Origin of the sequence: Corynebacterium felinum (assembly GCF_030408755.1) — a bacterium.
In the GTDB taxonomy this organism is placed as follows: domain Bacteria; phylum Actinomycetota; class Actinomycetes; order Mycobacteriales; family Mycobacteriaceae; genus Corynebacterium; species Corynebacterium felinum.
In genome coordinates, this window is record NZ_CP047209.1 from 397,769 (window position 1) to 415,846 (window position 18,078).

At 50.7% G+C, this 18,078-nt stretch carries 17 protein-coding genes; 9 read left to right on the plus strand and 8 right to left on the minus strand.

What is annotated here, in order from left to right; translation table 11 throughout:
- Position 1: 1 nt before the first annotated feature.
- Entirely contained in the window at positions 2–1,438 is a 1,437-nt protein-coding gene (aldA, locus tag CFELI_RS01785) for an aldehyde dehydrogenase (protein WP_277105254.1), read from the plus strand.
- A 364-nt stretch (positions 1,439–1,802) separates the two neighbouring features.
- On the plus strand, positions 1,803–3,356 hold the full coding sequence (locus CFELI_RS01790) for an IS1380 family transposase (RefSeq protein WP_290258967.1): 1,554 nt from the start codon (positions 1,803–1,805) through the stop codon (positions 3,354–3,356).
- 426 nt (positions 3,357–3,782) lie between these two features.
- Here CFELI_RS01790 and CFELI_RS01795 read toward each other — a convergent pair whose 3' ends face one another.
- Positions 3,783–4,685 carry a hypothetical protein gene (locus tag CFELI_RS01795; protein ID WP_277105129.1) on the minus strand — a complete coding sequence of 301 codons (903 nt, stop codon included), beginning with the start codon at positions 4,683–4,685 and terminating at the stop codon, positions 3,783–3,785.
- Between the two features lie 793 nt (positions 4,686–5,478).
- On the opposite strand from CFELI_RS01795, the gene CFELI_RS01800 reads away from it, so the two are divergent.
- The gene (locus CFELI_RS01800; protein WP_277105130.1) at positions 5,479–5,874 is read left to right on the plus strand and encodes an excisionase family DNA-binding protein; all 396 of its coding nucleotides are present in this window, start codon (positions 5,479–5,481) and stop codon (positions 5,872–5,874) included.
- Between the two features lie 114 nt (positions 5,875–5,988).
- Here the strand turns inward: CFELI_RS01800 and CFELI_RS01805 are convergent, their stop codons facing one another.
- The 3 genes from CFELI_RS01805 to CFELI_RS01815 all read right to left on the minus strand — a co-directional run bounded on the left by CFELI_RS01805 (position 5,989) and on the right by CFELI_RS01815 (position 7,604).
- Positions 5,989–6,666 (minus strand): ImmA/IrrE family metallo-endopeptidase, encoded by a 678-nt coding sequence (locus CFELI_RS01805; RefSeq protein ID WP_277105131.1) that lies wholly within the window; start codon positions 6,664–6,666, stop codon positions 5,989–5,991.
- 114 nt (positions 6,667–6,780) lie between these two features.
- Positions 6,781–7,107, minus strand: a complete 327-nt coding sequence (locus CFELI_RS01810; protein ID WP_277105132.1) for a helix-turn-helix domain-containing protein — start codon at positions 7,105–7,107, stop codon at positions 6,781–6,783.
- Positions 7,108–7,196: 89 nt separating this feature from the next.
- A complete protein-coding gene (locus CFELI_RS01815) occupies positions 7,197–7,604 on the minus strand; it encodes a hypothetical protein (protein WP_277105133.1) in 408 nt (135 codons plus the stop codon).
- A 248-nt stretch (positions 7,605–7,852) separates the two neighbouring features.
- Here CFELI_RS01815 and CFELI_RS01820 point away from each other — a divergent pair, with 248 nt between their 5' ends.
- The gene (locus tag CFELI_RS01820; RefSeq protein ID WP_277105134.1) at positions 7,853–8,758 is read left to right on the plus strand and encodes an aminoglycoside phosphotransferase family protein; all 906 of its coding nucleotides are present in this window, start codon (positions 7,853–7,855) and stop codon (positions 8,756–8,758) included.
- A 217-nt stretch (positions 8,759–8,975) separates the two neighbouring features.
- Here the strand turns inward: CFELI_RS01820 and CFELI_RS01825 are convergent, their stop codons facing one another.
- Positions 8,976–10,118 (minus strand): ATP-binding protein, encoded by a 1,143-nt coding sequence (locus CFELI_RS01825; protein ID WP_277105135.1) that lies wholly within the window; start codon positions 10,116–10,118, stop codon positions 8,976–8,978.
- A 393-nt stretch (positions 10,119–10,511) separates the two neighbouring features.
- On the opposite strand from CFELI_RS01825, the gene CFELI_RS01830 reads away from it, so the two are divergent.
- The 3 genes from CFELI_RS01830 to ltrA all read left to right on the plus strand — a co-directional run bounded on the left by CFELI_RS01830 (position 10,512) and on the right by ltrA (position 14,063).
- A complete protein-coding gene (locus CFELI_RS01830; RefSeq protein ID WP_277105136.1) occupies positions 10,512–11,468 on the plus strand; it encodes an Abi family protein in 957 nt (318 codons plus the stop codon).
- Between the two features lie 72 nt (positions 11,469–11,540).
- On the plus strand, positions 11,541–12,164 hold the full coding sequence (locus CFELI_RS01835) for a DUF4230 domain-containing protein (protein ID WP_290259257.1): 624 nt from the start codon (positions 11,541–11,543) through the stop codon (positions 12,162–12,164).
- Positions 12,165–12,740: 576 nt separating this feature from the next.
- Positions 12,741–14,063 carry a group II intron reverse transcriptase/maturase gene (ltrA, locus tag CFELI_RS01840; RefSeq protein ID WP_290258975.1) on the plus strand — a complete coding sequence of 441 codons (1,323 nt, stop codon included), beginning with the start codon at positions 12,741–12,743 and terminating at the stop codon, positions 14,061–14,063.
- 127 nt (positions 14,064–14,190) lie between these two features.
- Here the strand turns inward: ltrA and CFELI_RS01845 are convergent, their stop codons facing one another.
- Positions 14,191–15,204: a hypothetical protein gene (locus CFELI_RS01845; RefSeq protein WP_277105308.1), complete on the minus strand. Its 1,014-nt coding sequence runs from the start codon at positions 15,202–15,204 to the stop codon at positions 14,191–14,193.
- 6 nt (positions 15,205–15,210) lie between these two features.
- Positions 15,211–15,756, minus strand: coding sequence for a nicotinate-nucleotide diphosphorylase (locus CFELI_RS01850; protein ID WP_310129473.1), 546 nt, complete (start codon positions 15,754–15,756; stop codon positions 15,211–15,213).
- Positions 15,757–15,972: 216 nt separating this feature from the next.
- Between CFELI_RS01850 and CFELI_RS01855 the strand changes: the two genes are divergently transcribed.
- Entirely contained in the window at positions 15,973–16,476 is a 504-nt protein-coding gene (locus CFELI_RS01855; protein WP_277105307.1) for a TetR/AcrR family transcriptional regulator, read from the plus strand.
- An 11-nt stretch (positions 16,477–16,487) separates the two neighbouring features.
- Here CFELI_RS01855 and CFELI_RS01860 read toward each other — a convergent pair whose 3' ends face one another.
- Positions 16,488–16,910, minus strand: coding sequence for a GNAT family N-acetyltransferase (locus CFELI_RS01860; RefSeq protein ID WP_277105306.1), 423 nt, complete (start codon positions 16,908–16,910; stop codon positions 16,488–16,490).
- A 357-nt stretch (positions 16,911–17,267) separates the two neighbouring features.
- Here CFELI_RS01860 and CFELI_RS01865 point away from each other — a divergent pair, with 357 nt between their 5' ends.
- Entirely contained in the window at positions 17,268–17,894 is a 627-nt protein-coding gene (locus tag CFELI_RS01865) for a metallophosphoesterase (RefSeq protein WP_277105305.1), read from the plus strand.
- The last annotated feature ends 184 nt before the right edge of the window (positions 17,895–18,078 follow it).

Here is an 18,078-nt window from a genome sequence, read left to right on the forward strand (position 1 = left end):
CATGACCGTTACTTATCAAAATTTCATCAATGGCGAGTTTGTTGATGCCGTTGACACCCACCCTGTCACCAACCCAGCGACCGGCGTGCTGCTCGCTGATGCACCAGAGTCGGATAAAGCAGCCGTCGACCAGGCTGTTGCTGCAGCCCGCGCAGCCCAGCCAGCATGGGCGAAGCTGACCAACTCGCAGCGCGGCGAATACCTGACCAAGCTCGCTGCGTTGCTGCGTGATAACGTAGATCGTTTCGCCACCTACCTCGTGGAAGAGCAAGGCAAGGTGCGCGGTTTGGCTGAGGTTGAGGTGGCGTTTACCGCCGACTACTTCGACTACATGGCTGGTTTCGCCCGCCGCATTGAAGGTGAGGTTCTGCCTTCGGATCGCCCAGGTGAGATGATCATGATGACCTACCAGCCCATTGGTGTGGTCGCAGGCATCCTGCCATGGAACTTCCCCTTCTTCCTCATTGCCCGCAAGATGGCTCCAGCCCTGCTGACCGGTAACACGATCGTGATTAAGCCAAGTGAGGAAACCCCGATCAACGCTTTCGAGTTCTGCAAGCTGGTGCAGGAAGTTGGCCTGCCTGCGGGCGTGTTCAACATGGTCGGCGGCCGCGGCTCCGTGGTCGGCGAAGCCCTGACCACCCACCCTGATGTGGACCTGATCTCGATGACCGGCTCCGTTGAGGTGGGCAAGCGCATCATGGAAGCAGCAGGCAAGAACCTCACCCGCGTCAACCTTGAGTTGGGTGGCAAGGCTCCTGCTATCGTGCTTGCCGACGCCGACCTCGAGCTCGCAGCCACCGCTATCTGGAACTCCCGTGTGATCAACACCGGCCAGGTCTGCAACTGTGCTGAGGTTGTGCTCGTGGAAGAGTCCGTCCACGACGCGCTGCTGGAGAAGCTCATTGCGAAGATGGATGGCACGAAGTACGGCAATCCTTCTGAGGTTGTTGAACTCGACATGGGCCCACTAATCAACGCTGAGGCAATGGACAAGCTCGACGAGATGATCGAAAACGCCATCTCTGCAGGCTGCACGCTGGAACTGGGCGGTGCCCGCGCCACCGACAAGGGCGAGGGCAATTTCTACCAGCCCACCGTACTCTCCGGCGCCACCGCCGATATGGATATTGCGCGCAAGGAAATCTTCGGCCCAGTGCTGCCGGTGGTGAAGGTGAAGGATCTGGATGAGGCTATTGCGATTGCAAACGCATCCAATTACGGCCTGACCAGCTCCGTTTTCACCAACGACTTGAATAAGGCACTGAAGGCATCGAACGAGCTGCAGTACGGTGAGACTTATGTCAACCGTGAGCACTTTGAGGCGATGCAGGGCTTCCACGCTGGCCGCCGCCAATCCGGCATCGGTGGTGCCGACGGCAAGCATGGCCTGATGGAGTACGTCGAGACCCACATGGTGTACATCCAGACGCACTAAACCCATAGGGAGTGAGAATCCCCACGATCCCACTTAATTTGGGGGAGTGGGGATTTCGATATGTCTCTAAGGCCCGCGTGTATTGCTATGACGTTGTAGTCATCATTCCTTGATAGCCATAGGTTGGAATTCCACACGCATTTTTCCGGTGAGTAGTCCTCACCATTTTCGAGTAGTCAGGCAGCTCTGTTATTACAAAACCACTGACACTACAACAATTTTCCTTGTCATCTTAGTTCCTAGCCCGGATTTTTCATGGGTGTGGGGTGAAAAGGTGAGCAAAAAGTAAAGAAAGTGCTTCTTGACCTGCTAGAATAGAGATGTTTTGAAGTCAATAATCTAGGCAGAAAGAAACACTTTCAAGGTGAAGACTACCACATACATTCCACGGGTTGCTAGCTGTTCTCATCTTGTATCCGGTGCGGGGGTGTTACCGTTTGCTCACGTAGCCGAATTGGTGGGAATAAGTGACTGCCTTGATTCCGCTTTGCCGCGTTCTGGGCTCACGCACACGTTAGGGGATGTGTGGGTGAATCTGGCTTTATCGTTGATTGCTGGTGGGGATGATGTCCACGACATCACCTTGCTTTCTTCTGTTTCAACCGCGTTAGCATCAAAATCGTTACCGTCAGTGACAACCGCATGGCGGCGGATCACAGAATATGCAGATACCAGCGAGCATGTGCGAGAAGGGTTTATCCACGCAGCGAAACAAGCTCGCACTAGGGTGTGGGATTTGTTAGGTGATCACGCTCCGCATCGGGTGGCAACAGTTGAACAACCACTGGTTATCGATATTGATGCCACGTTGATTACCGCACATTCCGATAAGGAAAACGCGACGCCTACCTATAAGAAAGGCTTTGGTTTCCACCCGTTATGTGCCTTTATTGATTACACCAGCATCGGTCTGCCTGGTGGGGAGTTTCTTAACTGCCTGCTTCGACCAGGAAATGCCGGGGCAAACACAATTCGTGATCACTGCCAGCTTGTTGACGAGATTCTTGCCACCCTGCCTGATCACAGTGATGGTCAACCCTGGGGCAAACGATTAGTCATCCGTGCTGACAGTGCTGGTGGGACAAAGAAATTCATCAGTTTCCTCAACGATCACAACCTTGGGTATGTTCTGGGTTATTCCGCCCCGCCGACAGCGCGCATCACCCTTGACCATCACCTTCAATCCCAACAAACAACCAACGCTGATACACAACACTTGGGAACCAGTGCTCACACAGGCAAAGACTGTGATCGGTGGGATACTCGGGTGCCGATTGTGCGTGCTTCAGGGGATCTGGTTTGTGATGAGAACCATTTCCTTGAAGACATCACCGGACTACTGCGCACCGCAAATATAGATGAGCACCAACCTTTGGTGAATCTTCTAGCTGACTACCCCGAGGATATGCGTGTTATCGCACGAATCGAACCACCCCACCCAGGGTGCCAACACAGTCTTTTCAACCAACATGGTGTTCGCGCCCAACTGTGCGTAACGAACCTTATTGGGAATATTCAACACATTGACTACTGCTACCGTAATCGGTCTTTATGTGAACAACACATCAAAGACACCAAAGACCAAGGCCTTAGTAAACTGCCGTTTAAACAATTCGGGGCGAACCAAATCTGGTGTTTGATCGTTGCACTATCCCACCAACTTCTTACCTGGACGAAACTCATCGACGCCTGCCACCACAAGGATCATTCACACCAAGAAACAAGCAAGCCTTGGTGGACATGGGTGCCGAAGACTATCCGTGTAAGGTTTGTTGCGGTTGCATCAAAAATCACCACAAGCAGCAGACGCATCATCCTCCAGCTTGACCAGCACAACCCCCACACCCACACACTGGTCACGCTTATTGGCTACACCCAGAGCCTTCTACAGCCACGCTGGAAGAAACGAAAACCCTAACACCCCTAGGCCCACACACGCGATCTGGCAGCCACACTGCAGGCACACCCCAACCCCCAAACCCCACACAACTTTATGGACGCACACCTTGCCCTAAAAACCACGAATCAAAGGGCGAAGGTGAACCAACCAACCCCACAAACACACCACCCCAACCCACCACCACCAAACCCACCCCATGAAAAATCTGGGCTAGTCGCCCGTAGACTAGGCGAAAGTCTCAATTCTAGGAGACCTCGTTGTCTTCCCGAATTGGGTTGCGTGAAAAGAATGAAACGATCTCAGGAATATACAAGAGGAAGGTTATTAGTAGCGCAACCCACCAATATTTTAAAGTCTGAGTGAGATGTCCGACGAGCATCATGACTGAAAAGGCAACTAGTAGTACTCCTAGTAGTTTTGTTAATTTATCCATTATGCCCCTATCTAGGTGAAGCATCCCACAGCGGTATCGCCGACACGAACCCAACCATCAGAATCTGACCTGTACCAAGCCCATCCACCACCAACCGCACAGAGCACAAAAGCTCCGGGGCCTACCCACCTTGCAAAAACTAGCCCTTTTTTAAGTACCCATTTTGTACCTCGCCAAAACACTTTACCTGCCTTCTTTGCCCATTCCCAGACTTCTGACCAACTAGGATCTGCAACGATAGGATAAGCGAATTCCCCTGATTTATGCTCCACCACCTGGGTAAGCACATTTCCGTCAGTTTCAAACCACGTAGGTACATTCTTCCCGTTGGCGTCAATAGCCCATGGGGTATCAATAACGCTATCTAAAAGTTGCTCCCCAGAATCATTTACACGGTAGATAAAGGCAGCCCCAGTGTTCTTGTCGATTTCAATGGAAGATGCACCTTCGATCGTATAGGGTATTCTCTCTGATGCGGTTTTATTTCCAAGGATCGCATGGATTTGCACAGTTTTTCCATCAGAAACTATTGAGAAATCGGGATCTGAGAAACCTTCTTCATTGACGATAACTTGTTCGCCGATCATGTTCATAGAAGCTTCTGATGAGACAGGCAAAACTATTTCGCTTGTATCATTAATGTTTCCTCCAAGCTGAATCTTTACAGAGTCGCTTGAAGTAACAACAGGCGCTGCATCACTATTGCCGAAACCAAATTCGTCATTACCTATAGGGGTGGGTAGCGCTTTATAGTTTCGATCCCCAATGACATCTAACGCATTATCCGTCGCATCAAATACGGCATGATCTTCCACCGTTTCAGCCATAGCTAATGTTGATGAGCTGAAAAACAGTAAACATGCAAACAAGAATGCAGACAAGAGACTTACTTTGTTCCGCCTAGCACTGGTCATTTGAAAACCTCCTTAATGAAAATGAGTGCTATTAAGTTAATGACAGATTAACAGCGGCGCATCAATAGGTCAATGTTTTAGCCTCAAACTTTTTCATTTTTCAGGAATTCAGGTGTGGTGAACTTGGGCAGAGGAGTTAGAATGTGAGGTATTCTCACCAGGATTTGTTGTGGTTGAGTCGTCATAATTTTGGTTGACGGGAACATCGTTAAAAGAAGGAGGTAGAAGTAATTGGATGTTGTCCCTGCATAGCTTTGTGTTTGTCTTCACGGGTTATGGCTTTGAATTCTTCAAAATGACCCTATCCGTTCTGATTAGTGCCGAAGTCAAGACAGAGAAAGAGAATGTTTTCTTGATTAGGCATGACGCAGCACGTCTTTAATAGTGTGGGGCTTTTATCAGAAGCAACTTGAAGTGCTTCGTGGGTGTAGCGATAGCTTTGTGTCTTGAAGAACGTGTGCATCACGGGCGATGGTCAGGATACTGGTTGCTTAATAAAGCTAGTTTGAGCAGCATGATTGCTTGTGTTGGCCAAGTTGCAGCGCTTATGAATAGTCCTAGGCTGGAACTTAAGTGAATACTCGGTGCGGCAGAAAGTACGAGCACGCGGGTGTTCTGAGCAGGGTAATTTTCAAATCTCAAACCATTCTGAGTGCAAACCCCCGCATGCTTAGCGTAGAGGTTCCACCCACCAAGACCACACATGGATTTTTCTGTTGAGCAAACCTCATTGGTTCATGTGCTTACGTAAAATTAGATGGACCAAGTAGTGATTGTGTGAGAGTGAAAGACGATGAGCGGTACGGTAATCTATAAGCACCTTGCTAAATCCAGCAAGGCAGAACTTCAGCGGCTGGCCGAGCAAAGTAAAAATCGAGAGGTCAAAGAACTTCTTAAGTGTATTGCTCAAGCTGCTTCTAATGAAGTACTCATTATTCGGGAGGCAAAAGATCTGAGCCTAAATGAAGCTGCCAAATTTTTAGGTGTGAGTCTTACTTATATTGAAAGGCTTCTTAATGAGTCGGTGATTTCGTTCTCAATGGTGGGTTCCCACAAACGTATTCCCATTGATGAACTTTTGCGTTTTGTTCATCAGCGAGAAAATGCACGCCGACGCTTTGCTGAAAACGTTGCTTACCGGGAAAAAGTCCATGCTCAAGCTGTGGGCGAGCTTCTAGAATTAATGTAGCTATTTTTCTGAAAAGCTACCTAAGCTTGATCAACTGTGAGACTCCTCACCAAAGGCTTGAAGCGGGGGATAAGCACTTCGCGTCTCAGATAGTGAACGCTTTGCCCCATCAAATCAGACCCCATCACAATCAACGGCTACATCTGGAAGATTCACCAGTGCGCATTCTTCCCAGTTCATGTGTGGGGCAACGACGCCAATACTTGTGAGTTCTTTTTCTATTTCTTCTTGTGTCTTCCCTTGCACAGTGGCTATTGCCTGCGCGGAAAGTATCCCTGCTTGGTACCCAGCGATAGCTCTGGCGAGAATTCTTTGCGGGGGGCGCAACTGATTCGAGGCCGTCTTAAGGCTTGTGTAGTAGCCATCCCAACCAAAACGTAGTGCTAATTCCTTAGTACTCAGCCTGTGCCACTGTTCAACTGTCTTTTGCTGTATATACCCTGCATCGCGTAGTGCATTAGCCGCCATCTGTGGGGGTACAAGGAAATGGCGCACTACTCGTGAAAGTAGCTGCAGGGATATGGTTTGATCCTTTTCTCCGAGAATTTCTTCGAGCCCTGTGTGTGGAACGAGTAAGTGCTGTGCGAATACATCCGCGAAAAACTCTTTGTGACTTTGGGGCAGATCAGACGATAAATCCCACAAAAATATGTACGCAAGCTCCTGAGCTAGAATGCTTCGCTGACGCATAGGGTAAGGGGTGCATGCCACCCCAATAGTGTACTTTTCCCGCGCCGGATCATACATGGTCAGACCAATATCGGAGGAGGGCACATCTAAGACTGCAACCATCGTGCCCAGTGGTGCGTTGGATAAGCTCAGCGAGATCCCCGAGTGGCTGGTTGCCTAGGTTATGCTGTTGGCGAAATTTCTTCGCTGCTACTTTGGCTTCTCTATCTGCAGGCATCATGTTTCCGGTATTGCTTGGTCGTCGAGATATGCATCAAGCTCCAAGAAATAAATGAGTTGTTGCTTTATTTCTTGCATGCAAGAATCGTTGGGAGACTGAGACACACAGTGCACACGGTTCGCTACACTATTTCCAGTGAGCTGGGCAACGGTGCAGCCAGTTGCTTCGGCGATCAGAATGATTTCGGGCATTTTGATCGTGCGAGTGCCGTTCAAGATGCCTTCCACGATGGCCTGTGAGATTCCAGTTCGTTCCGCCAACTCTCGTGGGGAGATTTTCGAAGCACGGCAAGCATTGTGAATTGTGTAGCTGAGGTTTTTCATTACCGCACCTATGTGTCAGTCGCTTGATAGATAAGTGCCGCACACTGTTTGAATTGATCCAACAGGGAGCATTCTGAACAGCCAAAAATTTATGGCTTGCGTGGGATGAGTTTCAACCCACCGTGGGGGTGGCGACCTTCCATGGCGTAGCCAGCTTTCTTCAGGCGCTTTTTCACGGTATCGAAAAGATCGACTCTGCTGCTGGAGAATTCCAGTTTTTCCACGTACTCGGCGTTCCAACCATAGACGTCGATGTAGCCGGAGTGGTCGCCTTTGCAGGTGATTTCCGCCCGGTATTCGGTGCATGGGTAATAGAGCATGGCTTCGAGGACTGGTCCGAGATCATCAACGGTGGTGTAGGTTCCGTCTTCTTCGAGGCTGAGAAGGTGCAACACGATGGCTGTCATGTCGAAGCGTCCGAGGTTTCCTCCGGACAGGTCGTCGACTAGCCCCGACACATCATCGAATGCGGCTTGAAAGTCAGGAAAGTTCGGCATAGCGCACCTCTCACGGGGAAGAAAAACAATGTACAAGGAACATGTTCAAGCTTAGTCTCCGGCATGGAAAAGTGGCAGGGGACAGTGGAGTATTCTTGGTCTCGATAACTGAGAAAGTGCAGGCGGTAACAGGGGTGACACCGGGCAGTTTCAACACGGGATTGCACAGTTTTTGGTGACCATCTGTCAATAGCTGCCTGCACTGGGATAAAAAGAATGAATGCAGTAAACCTTTGAGGAAACAACACATGATCGAAGACAATCAGGCCGTGGATGCACTCCAGCTGTGGGGTTTAACAGAAACACCAGTACGTGAACACAGTGGACTTAATAAGCACACGTGGAAAGCCGCAACTGGATATTGGCTTGCAGCTGACACTCCTGCAGCTTTCGACCTGTGGTATACCGTGGAGGAAATTCTGCGACAGCCGGAATTGAAGTATCTCGAATTGCCCCGCGCAGTACCTACAAAGAATGGTGATAATTTAGCCCAATTCAGAGGATACCTGTGGCGTTTGACAACATCTGTCGAAGGCCGACAACCTGACCCCACCAGCGTCGAGGATCTAGATTCAGTAGCGGTTGGCCTTGCACAATTGCATGCAGCGATGGCGCAACTGCCCCAGAAATTTGGTGCCCACGGTATATCCACGCTCACTGTTATCAACCACGCCCGTGACCTTGTGAGCAAAGGATTGTTACCTTTTAACAAGAAGGAAACGGAGACTATTCTTGCTGGGATTAGTCTCTTTGAGCAGGCAGACACTGCCGATGAGTGCTACCAATTAATCCACGGCGATCCCTCCTACCCAAACCTGCGCCTGGCGAAGACTGGTGAACTCAACGGAATTATTGACTGGGAAGGTGTGCGCTGGGATAGCCCCTTGCATGACCTCGCCGTGGTTGGACAAACTGTGCTGTATCGGTCCGGTTGGGCTGATAAGAACGCTGGCTTGCAGCGACTACTCGACACATATGCGAACGCGGGTGGGCATAAGTACTCAGTGCACCAATTGCTTGTTTCCATCCTGAGCATCAAGTTCGGAAGCATTGCGCACCATGGGCAGAAGCTACTCGATGGGCGCGGAGATCGCGCACTGGTGCGTTCGCAAGCTGAGAAGATTGCGATAGTATGCCGACTACTTTCGCAATGAACCTGCATGTTCCTCACCACAGTGAAGCGTAAAAAACATCTCAGGTAAAGCAGAGTAGGAAAGACAGGGATACGCCTTGAGCTTAAGAAAACTAGGCTTGAGGATTTTTCACCGATTGTTCACCTTGACGTAAAAGCGGTAAGAGAATACTCGCCTAGGCGTTTGTACATTTGATGCCCAATAGAACACCACTACCTACGCTGTTTCACCTATGCGTTTAGTTAGATAAATAGTGTTGTCGCAGATACTCACGCATGTACGGGAGGGAAAAATCTACATACCCGTAGCCAGCAGTCGTAATCATTTCGGCGTCGATGAGACGACGTCGATACGTTCCCGCGTACTGCGGATCAACACCCAACCGTTGAGCAATATCAGCCATCTTGGACGCCCCATCATCATGCGCCATCGCTGCAAGAAAAGCGCGATCTTGGGCTGATAGATCAGCAAGCGACGGCTCGTGAACAAGCTCCCCAAGCCGCTTGCGCGCCCGATCAGCACCAGCCTCAACCGAAGCTACGGTGATTTTCGAACCTTCACGAGCACGGAAAAGATACTGACCAACAAGCTGAATCATGAACGGATAACCGCCACACATCTCTACAGCCAGATCAACAGCAGCCTGTTCCCACTCGAAACCAAGATCAGCCAAAGGCGATAACAGTGCTGTGCGCACAGCGGAATCAGGAACCAAACCAAGCTCAATCTTGTTCGCCCGACGCAGAAAAGTCACCGGATTCTGGCCAGAATCAGATGCAAGTAATGGCTTCACCGATTGGGGAATACCCGCCATAGTCACAGCGATTTCGCGATTCTCACGCACCAAATGCTGAATAGTTGCACCAAAATCTATGAGCTCATCCTTGCGGTTAAAGTGCAGCTCATCCAACGTGATCAGGAGCCCAACAGGGGGTTGCCCAACGAGGGAATCAATGTGCTCTTGGAGCGTAAAAAATTCAGAAAGAACATCGCGTAAAGTCATCTCAGGGCGATATGATTCCGCTTCAGCAAACTGCACGCCACCCAGTGAAGCGATGCTCAATCCCGTCAATCGTTTTTCGTGTGTGCGGAAATGCGTGTGAATTATCCGGTAAACCGCATCCTGAAGCCGCTGAGTAAAACCAGACGTCGCAGTCTCAGACACAACCCACCATGATTCTGCTCGAGCAGCATCTTGGAAAGCATTAAGCAACACAGTTTTCCCGACCCCACGCGGACCGGTGATAAGGGAAATCCGTTCGTGCGCGCCGGGCCCATCGAATAGAGCATCTGTGAAATCGGCGACTTCCTGTTCACGGCCAGCCAGGAATGGTGGGGAAGCACCTAGGGTTGCTTTGAAAGGATTAGGCACACGGTTCATGACACAAAGCCTACACCAGCTTTACTATCCTTTACTATCTTTATTATCTTTACTAACTTTTGTATTTATACTGGTTATTTGCGTAAGCCTAGTGCTTGGAACAAAGCTCTAGCGTCCAATGTTGATACTCCAATGGGAAATTCTGGGATAGCCTGTAGTGGTGAGACAAAGCTAGTTTTGGGGATTCGTAATGCGTTGAACTAGCTTTCTAAAACAACTGATGGCCTGAAAACAGTTCACTTAGCTTGAATCTCGGGGGTAACCTAGCTCATTGACTTCAGTGAAGCTGTGACGTACGCTCAGAAGCGATAGATCCCCAGTCAGGCCTCTCCCTCTATGAGGTGATGCACAAATGGCTGGGGCCTTTTATTGGGAGAAAGCACTAACAAAAACGTGTCTAAACCATGGAAGAGTTTCTCTGAACAAGTTGGATTGCTGTCTGAACGTGGGCTCAAGATAGATGACCCAGATGGCGCTGAACGCTTTTTGTCTCTTGTGAGTTATTACCGCTTTTCGGGGTACTTCCGTTACTGGCAAGTTGATGCAAAAAATGGCAACAATCGTTTCATAGAGGGTGCTTCTTTCGAAACCATCCAGCGCCTTTATGAAGCTGAACAAGCATTGGTATTGGTCTGTGATGAAGTTCTGCACCCAATCGAGGTATTACTACGAACGCAATTTGCATATCACTATGCCAATCGTGTGGCGGCTGTTGGAGGATTTCCACGAGGGCTTGGCTTTACACAATCACCTAACCCTCAGGCTGTGCCTGTAGAGGAGCATGCTTTGGCCAACCTTGATCGGAGCAAGGAAGCTTTTGTTCGACACTACCGAGATGAGATTAAATCTGGCAGCTGCTATACCCCAGAAGTATATGCTCGGATGCCTATTTGGGTTGCGGTAGAAGCTTTAACCTTTGGAAATTTATCTCGTTTTATTGAAGCTTCGGGGGAGTCGGGAGTTCTAACCGATTTAGCAGAATCTCTGCATGTTTCACCTAGAACTCTTCCAAGTCAAGTTCGATCTTTTGTTTATTTGCGGAACAGATTGGCACATTGCGCGAAGTTGTGGAATCACTCCGTGCTTGACGTTCCTGGTCTCTTGCCCAACATTGAGCGGCGTGCGAAACGCAACTATCGCCAGTTCTCGAATCACTCGATATATAAGGTATTAGTCGCACTTGATGATGTTGCTACTAAGACTCAGGTTGCGAACAAGTGGTTGGAAACGAAGGTGGAGCCCATTCTTGATTCAAATCCTATTCTTGCTGAGGGGATTGTTAACCCCAAGAAGTATGGGGAAATGGATTCACAGCTGTTGGTTGGTCAAGAAAAAAATGATGGGCAATAATGTGCGCTTTGGTGTCCTGATGAGGGCTTGGGTCCTTGTGAATCTTTTTGAAGAATGGAGTTTTTCATCGCCATGTCAATAATTCTGAGAAAAACATTGGTCACTCTCATTGTTGCTGTTGTTCTCGCCGGGGCGGGTGTTTTTGCAATATTGAAATCTGGTTATTTCGATGAACCCGTTGAAACCATTACCGCGAGCACAATTGGTGGTTCCTTCGAGCAAATCGCGGAACTATCGGTGGAAGAGTACAACTTCACTAACGTGGGTAAGTTTGAAAACGCGGGGCGCAAACTCTACGGCATCACTGTTCCGCTCACCGGCAAGCACTTTTTAATTTCTTACGACGGCGTGGTTAAGGCCGGAATTCGTGATTTTACCGCCATTGATGTAGAGATTAGGGACGAGGCGCAGAAAATCGTGCTCACCGCACCCAAGGTGGAAATCACGAACTCAAAGATTGAGCCCGCCAGCGTCATTGTCTACGACCAGTCCATGAACCCGCTCAATCAGATTAATGTGGGTGACTTGACCAAGTTCCTTTCAATGGAGGAGAAGAATTCGGAGGAAAAGGCAGTGCGCTTAGGGTTGATTGATCGCGCCACAAAACGTGCTGAAACTTTGATGAAATCCCACGTGGAAGCACTCACGGACGGTACTGATAAGAACGCGTATGTGGTGGAAGTGCGCTGGAGCTAACAGTAAAACTAAGACCCCTACTTATGTGAGGGGTCTTTTTGGTTCGCCCGACATGGGCATGTTCTTAAGGGTGTGAGTCCCTGATAGTGAAGGTGGTTTAACTATGTAGCTGATGGCAACTGCAGCATCGTGAGGTGTTGTGGGGAGGAAGCTTCAAGCGAAATCCTGCACCGAGGTATACGAATCACATATAAGGCGCGCTGATCTGGGTAAGGCTGCCGAAGAAGTCGAAGCCTGTTCCATCGAAGTGGTTAGTGTGTAGATGTGGCGGTTGTAGGAGGAAAGAGCATGTTCTTAATCGGGGAGGCCTGTCACAGACTGTGCCAAGTAGGTGTGGTAAGCCCTGTTGTGGGTTGGTGTGGTAGGAGTCAGCCGAGGTCATAGTACTCGTGGGAGACACCGCGGTCCGCGGTAGCCCTTATGGTGGGTGAGCGAGGAAGGACTGAACTTTACATTGTTGAGTATGGAACCTGGATTGTAGTTATGCATAACGGTGAAAGCTGCCAACCACGTGTGTGTGGGCATTATGGGGAGGATAGGGTGAATCCCGACGATAGCCATGGTGTGCTTAGTTGTGTGTCTGCCGATGTAGGGGAAGTGTCAACTGGTGCGGGTGCTGATCTGTGGGATCAAGTCTTTTCAGGTGGCAATCTCCGCACTGCATTAGAGCGGGTTAAGACGAATAAGGGTGCTGCTGGTGTGGACGGGGTAGGTGTTGAGGATATTGACGTTTATCTGCGTGAACACTGGAGTGGCATTCGTGAGCGTCTTGACGCGGGAACGTATAAGCCGTTGCCGGTTCGTGAGGTGATGATCCTAAAGCCTTCGGGTGGTTGGCGTATGCTTGGTGTTCCGACTGTTGTTGATCGTGTGATTTGTCAGGCGATCGCGCAGGTACTTACGCCTATCTTTGATGTGGGGTTTGTGCCTGTGTCTTTTGGTTTCAGGCCTCAACGTAGCGCACATATGGCGTTAAAGACCGCACGTGGGTTTCTTAACGAGGGGTATGTGTGGGTTGTTGAGGTTGATTTGTCGAAGTATTTCGACACGGTTAATCACGACATGTTGATGTCGAGGGTGGCTCGTAAGGTTGACGATAAGCGCGTGTTGAAGCTTATTCGGGCGTATTTAAACGCTGGGATTATGGCTGATGGTGTTGTTCGGTGTAGTGATGCAGGGACTCCGCAGGGGTCACCGTTATCGCCGTTGTTGAGCAATATCATGTTGGATGATTTTGATCATTATCTTGCATCTAAGGGCACGAAGTTTGTTCGTTATGCTGATGATATTCGGGTCTTTGTTCGTTCCAAGCGTGCTGCGCAGCGTGCGCTTGCCCAGTCTGGGAAGTTTCTGGAGGGGAAGTTAAAGCTGCGGGTTAATCAGGAGAAGTCCACTATTTGTCATGCGATTAAGGCGGAGCTTTTAGGCTATGGGTTCTATCTGGTTCGTGGTGATCAGTATCGGTTTCGACTTACTAAGGCCACGAAGGTGAGGGTTTTAGCCCGAGTGAAAGAGCTTACGGCAAGATCGTGGTCGGTGTCGATGGAGTATCGCATTGACCGGTTAAACAAATATTTGCGTGGATGGCTTGGTTATTTCGCGTTGGCGGATGCGAAGGTGTTTCTTAACCGGCTGGATGAGCATCTTCGTCGTCGACTGCGGATGTGCGTATGGAAGCAGTGGAAACGTATCCGAACGCGGATACGGAACCTCTGCCGCTTGGGTGTGGATAAACAAAAGGCCTATGAGTGGGCTAATACCAGTAAGTCCTACTGGCGTATCGCTGGCTCGTGGGTGCTTACAACCACGCTTACTAATGCGTATTGGAATGACCAGAACCTCGTATCAGCCGTGGCGTATTGGAACTATAAGCACAGTCAATACTCTGTATTGGTGTAAGGAACCGCCGTATGCGATGAACCTCACGTACGGTGGTGTGAGAGGGCTGCCGGGAAACCCGGCACCCTACTCGATCGTCACAGGGTGCATAACTTTCATTGTGTACAATTAAGTAGGAGGTTAGAGGTTAGGGGTCCTCGATGATTTCTGCGTCGATGATATTCCACTCCCCACCTTCGATGGCAGGGGTTGGTGTGGTGAAATAAGTGCTGGTATGAGTGCTGTTGAGCAATGTTTCAAATGTGTCAATGAGTCGCAACCCTAGTGGTTTGAAGCTCATCCACGTCACAGCGCAGGAGGCGAGCCCGCCGAGAAGTGGGAATGATTTTGTTGCTGTAGTAGCAGCAGCATGTTTGGCTAGTAGGGTGCACAGTTGGGTGGCAACCTGCTTCATCAACGGATACCAGGCGGATGTGCGCACGGCGTGGAGGGCAACATGTTGGCCCACAAACATGCCGATACGCGGGGATGCGGTGGCCATGAGTTCGAGTGAGCCGGGAATGTTGTACATTGCCCCGAGGTAGGCGGTGAGTCTTAAGGTGGAGAAATCGTCGACTGGGGTGTCGGGCAGGTGGAGGTCGCTATCGCCGTAAAGGTAGGCGATGTGTTGGGCCATGCGGATGGTGTAGGCGAAATACTGCGCAAGGTCGGCGCTTCCGGCGGGCACCATCAGCAGGGGGTGTGCGGCAAGCCCTGTGGCTAGTGCCAGTGCCGATGTCCCTTTTACATTGCGTGCAACTATTGTGCGGGCGTGTTCGCGCAGCTGCGCAGCGCTGAGGACAGTCTGCGGGCCGTGGGTGAGGATGTCCTCAAGGTGCGGGTGGTTGGCGAACTCCTGTGTTAAAAATGCGGTGCGGTCCACCCGGACGAAGGGGACGGTAAGGGCTGAGCCGATGAAGTGGAAAAGCTGGGCGGAGGGATCATTGGCTGATGAAAAATGTGGGTGTGGGCACACAATACTTCCTTTCCTCACGCCACGGTGATCCACACTTGTACCTTGAGGCATGTTTGCCCCCAAGACTAGCAGCATGATGCCTGCTAGGTTCGGGATTTTTAGTGAGGTAGTTGGTTTGATGGCAGGTGAGGAGCGAAGGTCGACGCCGAGATCGCACACAGCAGCGAAGTGGGTCAGTGCCCCCACTGCGAGTTAATCCACGCCAGTTGCGTCAATAGCGGCAGCGTTTTCGAGTGTCAGCCCGCCGGATGCTTCGGTACGCACACCTTTCGGGCGGGCGATCTGCACCACCGACATGTGATTGAGCAAAATCAGATCCGCCCGCGCATCAACGGCTTCCACCACCTGGCTAAAGGTGTCACACTCGACCTCAATGGCAATGGCAGGGTTATAGGCGCGAACCGCCTGAAACGCTTGTGCCACCGAGCCTGCGGCAATGGTGTGATTACCCTTAATCAGTGCCGCATCGCCCAAGCCCAAACGGTGGTTTCCCCCACCGCCGCAGCGCACCGCGTATTTCTGGAGGAGTCGAAGCCTAGGGATGTTCTTGCCGGTATCGCGAATGCGGGCAGCTGAATCCGCGCAGACATCCACCCAGGCGGCAGTAAGCGTGGCGGCGCAGGAAAGCTGGCTGAGCATATTTAATAAGGTGCGCTCGATGGACGGTAAGTCACGCGCCAGGCCGCGCACGCTCAGCAGTGTTGTGTCGGCGTCGAAACGCTGCCCGTTGTTGATAATAACGGTGACGTCATGTGGGCTGTGCGTGCGCGTTGTCCACTAATCCACCACGGCAAGTGTAACGAGGAATGCCCGCCGCACACACCAGCAATTTTGCGGGGTAGACCTGTGCGGGCAGGTGCGGACTGTGCACAAGATGATGGGCGTGTGAATATTTGGTGAATGTTGTGTGAATAGTGCGCAGGAATAGTCTTTAACAGATGTTAAAATTCGCCTATGGCTTTGATGAATCCCACAGCTGTCCGCTCCCGCGCCGGACTTCTTTCTGCTGCGGATGAGCTTTTGCACGAGCGACATTCTGTCGACATCTCCATCACCGACGTGGTCAAACACGCGGGACTAAGCCGCCCCACTTTCTACCAATACTTCCCTGACCTCGGCATGCTGTTTGCTACCTGCGGATTTGAGCGCGTGGGGACGCTGATTGAGCAGGCGTCGCAAGGCGATTTCCTCAGCGAACTCTTCGACGGCATGGCTGCCGACGCCGCTTTCTATTTCCACATTTACGACGGCCCAGGGGGAGTGCTGTTTCAAGTAGGCATGATCCAAGCAATCACGCAGAAGCTTATCGACGACGGCGCTACTGCTCCCGCTGCCGAATTCGCCGCCGCGGGCATCGTGTGGAATTTGGTCAAACACCTCGTGGTCGCTGCCGGCGGGGCAGTGGCTGTAGATAATCCTGCCGCGCACATTCAACCACTGATGGACCGCTTAGTGTAGCGGGAATTTTTCTATTCAGTGAAACGGATGAAGGCGCGCAATTCAAAGTCACCGAAATCCCTTGACTCGGTAAAGCCCATTGCTTCATAGAATGCGCGCTGGTAGGGCTGGTCGTCGGTAAGCAACACGTGTTGGCGGCAGTGCGCAAAGGGGGCGAATGCGTGCTCCATCAATACGCGACCAATGCCTTGATGGTGCAGCTCAGGCTTGACCAGAATATCTTGCAGATAGGCGATGACCTCGCCATCGCCAACGATGCGGGCAAGGCCGACTAATTCGTCGCCGTGGTAGGCGCAGACCACAAACCGCGATCCTTCCAGCGCTCGCATCAGCTGGTCGGGGTTGCGGGTATAGGCTTGCCAACCCACCGAGTTGTAGAGGGAAACCGCTTCTTCTTTGGTGGGGAGGTAATTATCACGGATCGTGATATCCACGACTGATCCTTTCTCTTGATGCCTATTTTCGATAGTGAACATCATTCTAAAGTGTTTGTTTTGGGGGAGAGTGCTACACGATATCCACTCTGGCGCTACTTGATCGTGACCGCTCCGCTACGAAAAGCTCGTCTGGAACAGGCTTGGGATTGCTGCTGGTCTTGAAGCTTTCGCTGCCGTTCCACCTCTGAAATATCACGATTTGTCGTACTCCCAGTCTTATGAGGAAAACGCTCCGTGTCGCCTTGCGAATATTTTGGTAAGTTCGTGACTAAAGCTGCGACGTCGGGGTGCACAAGCGCTGTGGAAAGAATGCACACAAAGGACGTTGGGGTAGTTTCAGGAAGGTGCGAGTACATGCGCGATTTCTATATTTCGGACCCGCATTTTGGGCACACGCTTGTGTCCGAGTTGCGAGGATTTAGATCCCCGCGCGCCCACGATCGCGCACTTTTTGAGGCATGGATGGATGAACTCCCAGCGGACGAAAATATTCGCCTGTGGATTCTTGGGGATAATTCCTGTGGCACAGAAGAAGACGAAGACTATGCCCTTGGGCAGTTGCAGCGTCTGCGCGAGAATCTCTTGGTGAAGAAAAATTCTCGCCTCGCCCTGCATGGGATCGTGGGAAACCATGACAGTATTCACCCGATGTCGACGAAATCGTATAAGCGCCTGCCCACTTTTTTACAGGTGTATGACACTATCCAGTTAGCGGCCAGCACAAAAATGGCCGGAATGCGGGTGATGCTGAGCCACTTCCCATACACGGGCGATCAATTTGATACTGATCGCATGGAACAATTTCGACTCCGAGATTTAGGCCAGCCGCTGGTGCATGGGCATACCCACAATAAGGAGATTATTAGCTATTCCGCACAAGGCAGCCTACAGCTGTGCGTGTGCGTAGATGCCTGCGAGGGGATGCGCCCCATGGAGAAAGAAACCTTAGACAAAATTATTCACCAACATTTTAAACGGTGAAATGTGGAGCGCAACGTGTGTAAAGTGTGTATTTGTAACTTGACCTTTTTAAGTGTTGTGCAGATACGAATGAAAGTCAATCATCAGTAAGTCAAAAAATGCGAAAATCTAGCAGCGGAATAAAGCTTTATGTGCAGCCAGGGAAGGTGTGGCCAGTATTGAATATTTATCCGTAGTCAACAAC